The 12,664-nt window shown below is 62.2% G+C and carries 16 protein-coding genes; 1 reads left to right on the top strand and 15 read right to left on the bottom strand.

The features are described 5' to 3' along the window. Positions 1-31 precede the first annotated feature (31 nt). The 13 genes from tolB to IAE37_RS17740 all read right to left on the bottom strand — a co-directional run bounded on the left by tolB (position 32) and on the right by IAE37_RS17740 (position 10,620). Positions 32-1,303 (bottom strand): Tol-Pal system beta propeller repeat protein TolB, encoded by a 1,272-nt coding sequence (gene tolB, locus IAE37_RS17800; protein ID WP_442967833.1) that lies wholly within the window; start codon positions 1,301-1,303, stop codon positions 32-34. A 26-nt stretch (positions 1,304-1,329) separates the two neighbouring features. Further along, a complete protein-coding gene (gene tolA, locus IAE37_RS17795) occupies positions 1,330-2,394 on the bottom strand; it encodes a cell envelope integrity protein TolA (RefSeq protein WP_201175638.1) in 1,065 nt (354 codons plus the stop codon). Next, entirely contained in the window at positions 2,394-2,846 is a 453-nt protein-coding gene (tolR, locus tag IAE37_RS17790) for a protein TolR (RefSeq protein ID WP_136916218.1), read from the bottom strand. Before tolR ends, tolA begins: the two co-directional genes overlap by 1 nt. Positions 2,847-2,861: 15 nt before the next feature. Then, a complete protein-coding gene (gene tolQ / locus IAE37_RS17785; protein WP_133327888.1) occupies positions 2,862-3,557 on the bottom strand; it encodes a protein TolQ in 696 nt (231 codons plus the stop codon). A gap of 2 nt (positions 3,558-3,559) precedes the next feature. Continuing rightward, positions 3,560-4,012, bottom strand: a complete 453-nt coding sequence (gene ybgC, locus IAE37_RS17780) for a tol-pal system-associated acyl-CoA thioesterase (RefSeq protein WP_201175636.1) — start codon at positions 4,010-4,012, stop codon at positions 3,560-3,562. A 125-nt stretch (positions 4,013-4,137) separates the two neighbouring features. Further along, positions 4,138-5,184 (bottom strand): Holliday junction branch migration DNA helicase RuvB, encoded by a 1,047-nt coding sequence (ruvB, locus tag IAE37_RS17775; protein ID WP_201175634.1) that lies wholly within the window; start codon positions 5,182-5,184, stop codon positions 4,138-4,140. Continuing rightward, positions 5,181-5,798, bottom strand: coding sequence for a Holliday junction branch migration protein RuvA (gene ruvA, locus IAE37_RS17770; protein ID WP_027919956.1), 618 nt, complete (start codon positions 5,796-5,798; stop codon positions 5,181-5,183). Before ruvA ends, ruvB begins: the two co-directional genes overlap by 4 nt. Before the next feature lie 109 nt (positions 5,799-5,907). Further along, complete coding sequence (gene ruvC, locus IAE37_RS17765; protein ID WP_201175632.1) at positions 5,908-6,432, bottom strand: crossover junction endodeoxyribonuclease RuvC; 525 nt, start codon at positions 6,430-6,432, stop codon at positions 5,908-5,910. Positions 6,433-6,617: 185 nt separating this feature from the next. Then, the gene (locus IAE37_RS17760; RefSeq protein ID WP_201175630.1) at positions 6,618-7,364 is read right to left on the bottom strand and encodes a YebC/PmpR family DNA-binding transcriptional regulator; all 747 of its coding nucleotides are present in this window, start codon (positions 7,362-7,364) and stop codon (positions 6,618-6,620) included. A 111-nt stretch (positions 7,365-7,475) separates the two neighbouring features. Beyond that, positions 7,476-9,251 carry an aspartate--tRNA ligase gene (aspS, locus tag IAE37_RS17755; protein ID WP_201175628.1) on the bottom strand — a complete coding sequence of 592 codons (1,776 nt, stop codon included), beginning with the start codon at positions 9,249-9,251 and terminating at the stop codon, positions 7,476-7,478. A gap of 95 nt (positions 9,252-9,346) precedes the next feature. Then, a complete protein-coding gene (locus IAE37_RS17750; RefSeq protein WP_201175626.1) occupies positions 9,347-9,568 on the bottom strand; it encodes an FmdB family zinc ribbon protein in 222 nt (73 codons plus the stop codon). Between the two features lie 92 nt (positions 9,569-9,660). Beyond that, positions 9,661-9,987 carry a ribbon-helix-helix domain-containing protein gene (locus IAE37_RS17745; protein ID WP_201175624.1) on the bottom strand — a complete coding sequence of 109 codons (327 nt, stop codon included), beginning with the start codon at positions 9,985-9,987 and terminating at the stop codon, positions 9,661-9,663. A gap of 159 nt (positions 9,988-10,146) precedes the next feature. Further along, positions 10,147-10,620 carry a Dps family protein gene (locus tag IAE37_RS17740; RefSeq protein WP_201175621.1) on the bottom strand — a complete coding sequence of 158 codons (474 nt, stop codon included), beginning with the start codon at positions 10,618-10,620 and terminating at the stop codon, positions 10,147-10,149. Between the two features lie 282 nt (positions 10,621-10,902). On the opposite strand from IAE37_RS17740, the gene IAE37_RS29085 reads away from it, so the two are divergent. Continuing rightward, positions 10,903-11,496, top strand: a complete 594-nt coding sequence (locus IAE37_RS29085) for a cold-shock protein (RefSeq protein ID WP_201175620.1) — start codon at positions 10,903-10,905, stop codon at positions 11,494-11,496. A 56-nt stretch (positions 11,497-11,552) separates the two neighbouring features. Here the strand turns inward: IAE37_RS29085 and IAE37_RS17730 are convergent, their stop codons facing one another. Then, positions 11,553-11,762 carry a SlyX family protein gene (locus IAE37_RS17730; RefSeq protein ID WP_201175619.1) on the bottom strand — a complete coding sequence of 70 codons (210 nt, stop codon included), beginning with the start codon at positions 11,760-11,762 and terminating at the stop codon, positions 11,553-11,555. Between the two features lies 1 nt (position 11,763). Beyond that, entirely contained in the window at positions 11,764-12,183 is a 420-nt protein-coding gene (locus IAE37_RS17725; protein ID WP_201175618.1) for an HIT family protein, read from the bottom strand. Positions 12,184-12,664 lie beyond the last annotated feature (481 nt).

The following is a 12,664-nucleotide window of genomic DNA, read 5'->3' as shown; positions in this document are numbered from 1 at the left end:
AGTGTGTTAAGCAAAACGTATTACGCCGCAATCAGTTCAGGTAAGGGGACCAGGACGGTTCTCTGACTTCGCCTTGAGCGGTAGGAAGTGGGAGCCTCACGCGGCCATTAAGCGACACGAGCATCAAGACTCCCCGGCCCTGCTGGCGGGTGGCGTAGATTAGCATGGTGCCGTTGGGCGCAACAGTGGGAGACTCATCAAGACTGGTCTCTGTAAGAATCTTTACACTTCCGCGTTGCAAGTCCTGAGCCGCCACCTTGAAGTTGGTGAAACCCTGTTGGCGATGAATCATCACCAGAGTCTTCTCATCGGCGGAAAGTTTCGGGTTGGCATTGTAGTTACCGACGAACGTTACACGTTCGGCGCCGCCACCACTGATCGACTGTTTGTAGATCTGCGGCTTGCCGCCACGGTCGGACGTGAAGTACAGGGTATTGCCATCCTTGCCCCAGAACGGCTCGGTATTGATACCGGGGCCGGCGGTAACACGGCTGATCTGGCGCGAACCCATGTTCATCACATAGATGTCCGGGTTGCCATCCTTCGACAGCACGAATGCCAGGCGCGAACCATCCGGCGACCAGGCTGGCGCACCGTTGAGGCCTTCGAAGTTGGTGATCTGTTCACGACGACCGGTGTCGATGTTCTGCACGAAGATACGAGGGCGCTTCTGCTCGAACGACACATAGGCGATACGCTTGCCATCCGGCGCGAAACGCGGCGACAGGATCGGTTCACGCGATTGCAGCAGGGTCACCGCACGCGCACCGTCATAGTCGGAGCGCTGCAGGGTGTAGCGGGTGCTGTTGGTCGAGAAGCGCTCGGCAGTCACGTACAGCATGCGGGTGGAAAACGCACCCTTGATGCCGGTAAGTTTCTCGAACGACTGGTCGGCGATGTAGTGCGCCATGTCGCGCAACTGGTCGGTACCGCCGGTGACGCTGCCGGTCAGCACCTGCTGCTCGGTGGCGACGTTGAACAGCGCGTACTGCACCTGCAGGCGGCCGCCCGCAGGCACGATGCTGCCGACCATCACGTACTGGGCGCCGAGGGCTTTCCAGTCGCGGAAGATCACTTCGCTGGCCTGGGTCGGCTGGCTGATCATGTTCTGCCGCGGAATCGGCGAGTAGTAGCCGGAGTTACGCAGGTCGTTGCCGATGATGTCGGCCATGTCTTCCGGCAGTACGCTGCCACCCTGCAGACCGAACGGCACTACCGCGATGGGCGTGGCCCGATCGCTGCCGCTGGTGACCAGGATGTTCTTTTCCTCTGCCATGGCCATGCCAGCCACGCAGCAGAGCATGACCAGCATTCCTCGAAGGAGTTTAATCACAACGCTAGATCCTCAGGTGTAAATGTCATCTTGAACGAACGGTACGGATTGAACTCGTTCGGCTTCAAGCCCTGCATCTCGGTCAATCGACCAATGTTCTTCACCGCTGCCACCGCCGAACTGTCGAACGGGCCATCGCCACTGGAGCGCGACACACTGACGTTGGTGATGGTGCCATCCGGCAGCATGTTGATCTGCAGGACTACCGTCATGCCCTTGCGCGCGGAAGGTGGACGTGCCCAGCCCTCGGCGGCGCGCATGCGGATCAGGTCGTCGAAGTCGCCGGCCACCTGGTCACCCTGCTCGTCGGCCAAGGCCTGCTGGCGCTCGGTGGTGTCGGACAACAGCTCGGCCAGGGCCTGGGCTTTCTTGTCTTCCGCCGCCTTGCGGGCTGCATCCTGTGCCTTTTTCTTCTGGGCATCTGCAGCGGCCTTTTTCTTGGCCTCTTCAGCTGCCTTCTTCTTCGCGTCCTCGGCCGCCGCTTTCTTCTTGGCGTCCTCGGCTGCTTTTTTCTTCGCCTCTTCAGCGGCCTTCTTCTTGGCCTCCTCGGCGGCTTGCTTCTTGGCTTCTTCCTCGGCCTGCTTCTTGGCCTCGTCTTCGGCTTTCTTCTTGGCGATGTCGGCGGCGACTTTCTTCGCCTCCTCGGCCTTCTTGGCTTCAGCGGCCTTCTTGGCGTCGGCAGCCTTGGCCGCGTCCTCGGCCTTTTTCGCCTCGGCAGCCTCGCGAGCTTCTTCGGCCTTTTGAGCAGCGTCGGCTTTCTTTTGTTCCGCAGCCTTGATGGCCTCCTGCTCGACCTTCTTCTGCTCCAGCTGCTCGACTTCGGTCTGGCGCGAGGCGGTTTTCTTCGCTTCCCCGGCAATCTTCTGATTGGTCTGGGTGGTCGCCTGGCTCTTGGACTTGAGCTGGTACAGGGTAGCCTGAACGATCGGCTTGGAAGGCGGCAGCTCCGGCGTCATGGCGAAGCTGACGAACAGCATGCCGAACACCAGCACATGCAGGCCGATGGCCCAGACACTGGGCCAGAAGTAGCTTTCCGAGGCGGATGGCTCTCGCTGTTGCATCAGGGCGCCTCGGTAATCAGGCCAACGTTACCGACACCGGCCTTCTGCAACCCGCCCATGGCACCCATGACCGCGCCGTAGTCGACAGCCTTGTCGCCACGAATGAAGACCTGCGTCTGCTTGCCCTGGTCGCGACCGGCGGCAATGATCTTGGTCACTGCGCCGGTCATTTCCGGCAAGGTCATGGCCTTGTCCATCTGTTTGTCGGTATCGACTTCGCTGCCAAGGTTCCAGTAGTAGGTCTTGTCGGCCTTGATGGAAATGGTGAGGATCTGGACGTTGTTGTCCTGCGGCAAGGCTTCGCTGGAAACCTTGGGCAGGTCGACCTTCACGCCCTGGTTGAGCATGGGGGCCGTCACCATGAAGATGACCAGCAGCACCAACATCACGTCGATGTAGGGCACCACGTTCATCTCGGCGACCGGCTTGCGTTTTTGGCGAACTCGGGCCATGGGGTTAGTACCTGCTTACTCTTCGCTGGTGTGCACTTTGCGGTGCAGGATCGCCTGGAACTCGTCGGCGAAGGTGTAGTAGCGACCGATCAGCACTTCGCTGCGCGCGGAGAATCGGTTGTAGGCGATGACCGCGGGAATGGCCGCGAACAGGCCGATGGCGGTGGCCACCAGTGCTTCGGCGATGCCCGGGGCTACGGTAGCCAGGGTCGCCTGCTGGGCGCTGGCCAGGCCACGGAACGAGTTCATGATGCCCCACACGGTACCGAACAGGCCGATGTACGGGCTGGTCGAACCTACGGTGGCAAGGAACGGCAGGCTCTGCTCGAGCTTTTCTTCCTCGCGCGAGATGGCTACGCGCATGGCCCGGCCTACGCCTTCCATCACGGCGTCCGGGTCGACGCCCGGCTGCTGGCGCAGACGCGAGAATTCCTTGAAGCCGGCCCGGAACACCTGCTCGACACCGGAATCCGGGTCAGGGTTGCTGCCCGCCTGGCGGTACAGCTTGGACAGGTCGATGCCCGACCAGAAGCGCTCCTCGAAGGCATCCAGCGCACGACGACCGGCGCGCAGCATGGTGCTGCGCTGGAAGATCATGATCCATGAGGTGACCGAGGCGGCCACCAGGGTCAGCATCACCAGCTGTACTACCACGCTGGCATTGCTGACCAGACTCCACATGGAGGTATGGTCGACGACGTTAGCTTCCACGCTTATTCTCCTGCATTCGATTGAGTACCCAAGCCGTCCGCCGCAAAGGCGTGGCGCAGCTCCGGGGGTATGGCTCGGGGTTTGAAAGTGTCGGCGCGCACGGCGGCCACCAGGAACTGCCCTTCGCAGAGCAGCGTTTCATCCTTTTCTCGCCATACCTGCTGCACGAAGCGCAGGCTGGCGCGATTGAGTTCAAGTACGTGCGCGGTCACCCGCAGCTCGTCGTCCAGGCGCGCCGGCGCGTGATAGCGCGCCTCGCTGGAATGGACCACGAACAACAGGTTGTCCTCGGCCAGTTGCGCCTGGGAGAAGCCCAGGTGCCGCAGGCGCTCGGTGCGCGCGCGCTCCATGAATTTCAGGTAATTGACGTAATACACCACGCCGCCCGCATCGGTGTCCTCGTAATAGACGCGACAGCGGTGTGCGAACGGTTCCAGGCTTATTTGCGCGCGCATACTCTAGTGCTTACTCCTCAGCTTGCCAATCCGCCACGGCAACTGTTTTTTCTTCATCAATGTCGTATTGCCAGCACCTTTTCGGCATGCCAGCGCTAGGACCACGAAAAGCCGGTTTCGATCTGTCATTCATCGCCGGAATCGGAAAAATCTCCGCCCTCGCCCAACCGCCCCGGCACATTCAAGCCAAAGTGCAGGTAGGCATGCCGGGTCACCACGCGGCCACGCGGGGTACGCATGATGTAGCCCTGCTGGATCAGGTACGGCTCGAGCACGTCCTCGATGGTGTGGCGCTCCTCGCTGATGGCGGCGGCGAGGTTGTCGACGCCCACCGGGCCGCCGTCGAATTTCTCGATCATGGTCAGCAGCAGGCGACGGTCGGAGTGGTCGAACCCGCGTTCGTCGACGTCCAGCAGATTCAGCGCCATGTCGGCCACCGCCTTGGTGATCTGGCCCTTGCCGCGCACCTCGGCATAGTCGCGCACGCGGCGCAGCAGGCGGTTGGCGATACGCGGCGTGCCACGGGCACGGCGGGCTATCTCGAAGGCGCCCTGGTCCTCGATGGCCAGGCCCAGGATGTTGGCCGAACGGCTGACGATGGTGGCAAGGTCGGCGTTGCTGTAGAACTCCAGGCGCTGGACGATACCGAAGCGGTCGCGCAGCGGGTTGGTGAGCATGCCGGCGCGGGTGGTGGCGCCGACCAGGGTGAACGGCGGCAGGTCGAGCTTGATCGAGCGGGCCGCAGGGCCTTCACCGATCATGATGTCGAGCTGGAAGTCCTCCATGGCCGGGTACAGCACCTCCTCGACCACCGGTGACAAGCGATGGATCTCGTCGATGAACAGCACGTCGTGGGGTTCGAGATTGGTCAGCATCGCCGCCAAGTCGCCTGGGCGCTCGAGGATCGGCCCCGAGGTGCTCTTGACCGACACCCCCATTTCCTGGGCGATGATGTTGGCCAAGGTGGTCTTGCCGAGGCCGGGCGGCCCGAAGATCAGGGTATGGTCGAGCGATTCGTTGCGCCCGCGGGCGGCCTGGATGAACAGCGCCATCTGCTCGCGCACCACCGGCTGGCCGATGTACTCGTCCAGGCGCAGCGGACGGATCGCCCGGTCCTGGACCTCTTCACGGTCGCGCCCGCTGGCGGCGATCAGGCGGTCGGCTTCGATCACTTGGTAATCATCCCTTTGAGACTACGACGGATCAGCTCTTCGCTGCTCAGGCCAGCCTTGTCCTTGATCGCGGCGATCGCCTTGCTCGCCTCCTGGGGTTTGTAGCCCAGGGAAACCAAGGCGCTGACGGCATCGGCCTCGGCCGAGGACTCGCTGGCCACAGGCAGCGGGCCATCGGAAACCAGGGTGAACATCGCCGGGGAGGTTTCCCAGGCCTTGAAACGGTCCTTGAGTTCGACCAGCAGGCGTTCGGCGGTCTTCTTGCCGACGCCAGGCACACGCACCAGGACCGAGGCGTCCTGGGCCTGCACGCAGCGCACCAGTTCGTCCACTTCCAGGCCGGACATCAACGCCAGGGCCAGCTTCGGGCCCACGCCATTGAGACGAATCAGCTCGCGGAACAGCTCGCGCTCGCGCTTTTCGGCGAAGCCATAGAGCAGGTGAGCGTCTTCGCGTACCACCAGGTGGGTGTGCACGGTCACCGGCTCGCCGACCTTGGGCAGGCGATACAGGGTCGTCATGGGCACTTCCAGTTCGTAGCCCACGCCGTTGACGTCGATAATCAGGTGCGGCGGCTGTTTTTCCGCCAGGGTGCCGCGCAAACGTCCAATCACGTTCCGATCCTTCCTCTCGGGGAGCCGGTCGAAGACCGCTCAACCCTATCAGCAAATGCAACGGGTGAACGCTTCACCCGGACAAAATGTGTATCAGCGCATGAAGCGCCTAAAGACGCAAGCGCCCACCGCGCCGCCGCGCCGTGGCCAGGCCATGGGGCACCAGGCTGGAACGGGTATGGGCATGGCACAGGGCGATGGCCAGGGCGTCGGAGGCGTCGATCTGCGGCTTCTGGGTGAGCTTGAGCAGGTGCATGACCATCATCATCACCTGCTCCTTGTTCGCCCCTCCGGTGCCGGCGACCGCCTGCTTGACCTGGGTGGCGCTGTATTCGGCGATCTCAAGGCCCGCTTCGGCGGCGGCGACGATGGCCGCGCCGCGGGCCTGGCCGAGCTTGAGCGCCGAATCGGCGTTGCGTGCCATGAACACCCGCTCGATGCCCATGGTCATCGGGCCGTGCAGGCGGATGACCTCGCTCACGCCACGAAAAACGATCTGCAGCCGCTCGTGCAGCTCGCCACTGCCGGTGCGGATGCATCCCGACGCCACGTATTCGCAACCACGGGCGGTCTGGCGTACCACGCCATAGCCGGTGATGCGCGAGCCGGGGTCGATACCAAGAATCAGAGTCATAGCGCCTGTCAGTCAGAAGGTACATTTGTGCAAACAGTACCGGCCCTTTAGCGGGTAAACCCGCTCCTACAGGAAGTGCACCGCAATTGAAACCGGTGCTGCATCTGTAGGAGCGGGTTCACCCGCGAAAAGGCCGGTACAGGCGCTGCCAAGCTCACAGGCCTGACGCGAATAGCCAAGACACCCTAACCGAGATTTTCCATGATCTCGTCGGAAATCTGCGCATTGGAATAGACGTTCTGCACGTCGTCCAGATCCTCGAGCATGTCGATCAGCTTGAGCACCTTTTCCGCGCCTTCCTGGTCCAGCTCGGCGCTGGTGGTCGGCTGCATGACGATTTCCGCGTCCGCGGCCTTGAAGCCCGCCTCTTCCAGCGCGTTACGCACTGCATAGAAGCTGTTGAACGAGGTGAATACTTCGAACGAACCGTCGTCGTTGGCGACCACATCGTCGGCATCGGCTTCCATGGCCGCTTCCATCAATGCATCTTCATCGACACCCGGGGCGAAGCTGATCTGCCCTTTGCGCTCGAACAGGTAGGCGACGGAGCCATCGGTGCCGAGGTTGCCGCCACACTTGGTGAAGGCATGGCGCACGGCGGCGGCGGTACGGTTGCGGTTGTCGGTCATGGCCTCGACCATGATCGCTACGCCCCCTGGGCCGTAGCCTTCGTAGCTGAGTTCCTCGACGTTGTCACTTTCGTTGGTGCCGGCACCCCGAGCCACGGCGCGATCGATGATGTCGCGGCTCATGTTGGCGCCCAGGGCCTTGTCCAGGGCCAGGCGCAGGCGCGGGTTGGAGGCCGGGTCACCGCCGCCCTGCTTGGCGGCGACGGTCAGCTCGCGGATCCACTTGGTGAAGATCTTGCCTCTCTTGGCATCCTGGCGCTCTTTGCGGTGCTTGATGTTCGCCCACTTGGAATGACCAGCCATAACGACTCCAAATTCTTTGAAACACAAACAACTGCGCCCCTGACGGGGCGCAACGAAAAATCCTGCGCCGTAACGCAAAGGCGCATCCATGTGGATGCGCCCGGGGTCCGCTTACTCGACCTTGGTCTGCTCGCGCAGACGAATGTGCAGTTCGCGCAGGGCCTTGGCGTCGACCATGCCCGGGGCCTGGGTCATGACGCACGCGGCGCTCTGGGTTTTCGGGAAGGCGATCACTTCGCGGATCGACTGGGCGCCGGTCATCAGCATGACCAGGCGGTCGAGGCCGAAGGCCAGGCCACCGTGAGGCGGTGCGCCGAACTTCAGGGCGTCGAGCAGGAAGCCGAACTTCTCTTCCTGTTCTGCCGCTTCGATACCCAGCAGGCGGAACACCGCCTGTTGCATTTCCTTGCGGTGGATACGGATCGAACCACCGCCCAGCTCGGTGCCGTTGAGCACCATGTCGTAGGCACGCGACAGCGCGGTGGCCGGGTTGGCCTCGAGCTCCTCGGGGGTGCACTTGGGCGCGGTGAACGGGTGGTGCAGCGCGGTGAAGCTGCCGTCATCGTTCTCTTCGAACATCGGGAAGTCGACCACCCACATCGGCGCCCACTCGCAGGTCAGCAGCTCGAAGTCATGGCCCAGGCGGATCCGCAGCGCGCCCAGGGCCTCGCTGACGATCTTGGCCTTGTCGGCACCGAAGAACACGATGTCGCCATCGACCGCACCCACGCGATCGAGGATGTTGTTGAGGTTGGCCTCGGGGATGTTCTTGACGATCGGCGACTGCAGGCCCTCGACGCCCTTGGCGCGCTCGTTGACCTTGATGTAGGCCAGGCCCTTGGCACCGTAGATGCCGACGAACTTGGTGTACTCGTCGATCTTGCTGCGCGGCATGCTGGCACCGCCTGGCAGGCGCAGGGCGGTGACGCGGCACTTAGGATCGTTGGCTGGGCCGGCGAAGACCTTGAACTCGACGTCCTTGAGCTGATCGGCGACGTCGACCAGCTCCAGCGGAATACGCAGGTCTGGCTTGTCGGAACCGTAGCGGCGCATGGCCTCTTCGTAGGTCATGTGCGGGAACTCGCCGAACTCCAGGTCCAGGACTTCCTTGAACAGCTTGCGGATCATGCCTTCGGTCAGGCCCATGATCTCGTTTTCGTCGAGGAAGCTGGTCTCGATGTCGATCTGGGTGAATTCAGGCTGGCGGTCGGCACGCAGGTCTTCGTCACGGAAGCACTTGGCGATCTGGTAGTAGCGATCGAAACCCGCCACCATCAGCAACTGCTTGAACAGCTGGGGCGACTGCGGCAGGGCGAAGAAGCTGCCGGCGTGGGTACGGCTCGGTACCAGGTAGTCACGTGCGCCTTCCGGCGTGGCACGGGTCAGGATCGGCGTCTCGACGTCGAGGAAACCATTGTCGTCCATGTAGCGACGGATGCTGCTGGTGATGCGCGAGCGCAGGCGCAGCTTGTCGGCCATTTCCGGGCGACGCAGGTCGATGAAGCGATAACGCAGGCGAGTCTCTTCGCCAACGTCGGAATATTCGTTGAGCGGGAACGGCGGCGTCTCGGCTTCGTTCAGCACGTTCAGCTGGTAGCCGAGGATTTCGATGGCGCCGGAGGCCATGTTGGCGTTCACCGCGCCGTCAGGGCGCTTGCGCACCTTGCCGGTGATCTGCACGACGTATTCGCTGCGCACGCGGTCGGCGGCGGCGAAGGTCTCGGCGCGATCAGGGTCGAACACGACCTGGGCCATGCCCTCGCGGTCACGGATGTCGAGGAAGATCACCCCGCCGTGGTCGCGGCGACGATGGACCCAGCCGCAAAGGGTGACTTCCTGGCCGTCCAGGCTCTCGTTCAGTTGGCCGCAATAATGGCTGCGCATCATGATGGTGGTTTCGCTTCTCGTGATTCGTGTAATTCGGTAAGGCCTTGGCCGCCCCTTGGGACTAATACTGCAAGACCCGGCTAATGCACTTCAACTCAGTCGGCTTTGTCGCCGCTGGCCAGATTCTTCTTCGCCCCGGTCTTGAAGTCGGTTTCGTACCAACCGTTACCGCTCAAGCGAAAGCCCGGGACCGACAGCAGTTTCTTCAATGCCGGCGCCTGACAGGCCGGGCAGTCGGTCAACGGCGCCGCGCTGATCTTCTGCAGCGCTTCCATCCTGTGATCGCAGGATGCACATTGATAGTCATACAGGGGCATGGATGTCTCTCGTCAACCACAAGGCTGGCTGCCAAGGCAGCAAAAAGCGGGATTATATATGGTTAAGGAGCGCTGCGCAGCCCGCCCGGCGATCAGCGTGCATGGGGTGGGTCGAGCAGCCAGGCCACGCAGATCACCCGGATCAGGCCGCTGAAGTTGCGCACGCCGCCCTGGCGCAGATGCACCTCGCGGTCGACATAGGACAACACGGCGCTGACCGAGCAGCGATTGACCTCGGCGATACGCTCGAGGATGCGCCAATACACGGTTTCCAGCCGCAGGCAGGTGGAAAACCCGTTGAGTCGCACCGAGCGGGACACCGGCAAGGCCTGGCGCATGTCGAAGTCCGCCTCGAACGGATCGACCCACTGCCGACCCGGCCACGCCCCCAGGCCTGTCCTTCTTTTATTCGTTTGCATCTTGCATTCCACCAGCGCACTCCATGATCAGCGGTTGTAGTCCGCCCATGAAGCGCCCTGGCTCGCCGCGAGTGCAGCGGTAAAATGTTCCCGCTCAGGCAACCGAACCCGGTGACAAGGCTGTCGACCGGGCCGTGGCGACTGGCTGGCAAACGCCGATCATTTACCGTCGAGCAGTACCCGCAACATCCAGGCGGTCTTTTCATGCACCTGCATGCGTTGGGTCAACAGGTCGGCAGTCGGCTCGTCGCTGACCTTGTCCACCACCGGGAAGATGCTGCGCGCGGTACGCACCACCGCCTCCTGGCCTTGCACCAGCTGGCGGATCATCTCGTCTGCGGCAGGAACGCCGGCCTCCTCCTTGATGGAGGAATGTTGAGCATAGAAGGCATACGAGCCCGGCGCCGGAAAACCCAGCGCACGAATGCGCTCGGCGATCGAATCGACGGCCAGGGCCAGCTCGTTGTACTGCTCCTCGAACATCAGGTGCAGGGTACGGAACGACGGGCCGGTGACGTTCCAATGGAAGTTGTGGGTTTTCAGGTACAGGACGTAGGTGTCCGACAGCAGCCGGGAGAGCCCTTCGACGATGGACTTGCGATCTTCTTCACTGATACCGATATCGATTGCCATGAAGTTCCCCTTTTTCCAAATGGCTTGTAGATCAAGCAGGCACCGCACACTGTAGCAACAGTTACCGCACCTCGCCCCTGACACAGGGCAAGCTATCGGCTATCCGCTGCCGTGGTTTGAGAACCCCCCGGCTTTGCGGTTAAATAGGCACCGTGCCACCCGTGCGGACTGCTATTGCCGGGTGCATAGGCTGGCCCACAACGTGTTTGCGCCTACACCTCATGCGCACCGTGCCGCCAGCTTTTTTCCTGTGACCGGCCTTATCGACTGTGAGCCAATCCCATGTTCAAGATCGTCCATCTGGTGACGGGCGTAGCGGCTTTGCTGCTGTCGCTCATACCCAGCCTGAAAACCGACGCAACACCGTTCCTGCAACAACCCGACGCTGTCTACCTGGCCCTGCTCGGCCTGCTCAACCTGCTGCTCGCCCCGGTGGTGCCGCTCTATTACCGAGGCGCCCGACAGCAGCTGCAACACCTGGCGTGCGCCCTGCTGGTAGTGGCCGTGGTGCTACAGACCCTGACCCTGCTAGCACGCCCGGAACTGGGCAACCTCGCCGCCCTGGTCTGCGCTGCCCTGGCCGTGATCCTGCACCTGGCGGCTGGCTTCGCCCGCACCGGGCGCAAGGCACGCAGCGCGCAAGGCACGCCGCAGGAGGCCGGCAAACGAGATACCGGCACCGTCAAGTGGTTCAACACATCCAAGGGCTTTGGCTTCATCTCCCGCGATTCGGGTGACGATATCTTCGTGCACTTCCGTGCCATCCGCGGCGAAGGGCACCGCATCCTGGTCGAAGGCCAGCGCGTGGAATTCTCCGTGATGCATCGCGACAAAGGCCTGCAGGCCGAAGACGTGGTCGCGGTGACGCGGCGCTGATACGTCGCGGCTCCGGGGCAAGCCCGGAGCCGCCTGCATCGCAAGCGTCGCTTGCCTCAATAATGAGGCGGCGGCGCTTGCTCCCCCTCTTCGGCGCCATACTGGCCGACCATCTCCTCGTAGCGCTTGATCAACTCGGCCACCTGCAACTGTAGCCGCTCGACCACCTTGCCTTGCTCGGCAATCACGTCGTTGAGTGCCTGGATGGTGTCGTCCTGGAATGCCTGGCGCATCTCCAGTTCGACGATGCGATCTTCCTGCGTCACCTCATGCCTCCTTGAAACGCGAATCGAGTACGGCCCGCAGGCGCTGGCGAATGCCCTCGACCTGCTCGTCGGTGTAGGCCTGTGCCTGGCACTTGCCCCACACCGGTGCCGGCCATGCAGCGTCGTCGCGGTAGCGCACGATCACATGCATGTGCAGTTGGCTGACCACGTTGCCCAGGGTCGCGACATTCATCTTGTCGGCGGCAAACGCCTTCTTCAGCGCCTCGGCCAGGTAGCCGGTTTCGCTCCACAACTGCTGCTGCGCGTCGGCGTCCAACTGGAACACCTCGCTGATATCGGCACGCCGCGGCACCAGGATGAACCACGGATAGTTGGCATCCTTGCTCAGCAACAGCTGGCACAGCGGAAAATCGCCCAGCACCAGGGAGTCCTGCTGCAAACGTGAATCCAGGACGAACACGGTAAACCTCCTCGAAGAAATCTGGCCAGCGAGCGCTGGCAACCTGAGCGCAAGGATACTCTCCTGCACCCCTGCGCTCACGCTTTTAGACACGCCTGCACAAAGCCGGTAACACAGCGCTACTTTTCGCACCAAAATGAGGCCACCCCCAGCGCCGAATTGTACTTACCGCTACATTCACCACAGGAGATGAACAGTTGCAGGTAACACATTGAGTTGGATGGTCCCTTTGCAAAAATGTAAGCAAGCTAACTTTGGCACACCATCAGACAGGCAGCGCCCCGTGTTTTCGGCGTGTTTTCCCCACTCCTGCCCCACTTTGTGAAAAATTCATGAACTGTTGCGTTTTTTGAGCACGCTTGTTGCATTCTCTTCACGCCAAGTCGGCACGACACCTGCATTACCAGGTGCACGCGACAAATAACAACAGCGGCATTGGTTACCCAGGGAGTTTTCCGAACCCGAAACGCTAGTTACAGTT

The sequence above is a fragment of the Pseudomonas sp. S31 genome, assembly GCF_016648105.1.
GTDB lineage: Bacteria > Pseudomonadota > Gammaproteobacteria > Pseudomonadales > Pseudomonadaceae > Aquipseudomonas.
Note: the sequence above shows the minus strand (reverse complement) of the source record. Positions and strands in the feature narration are given on the sequence as shown.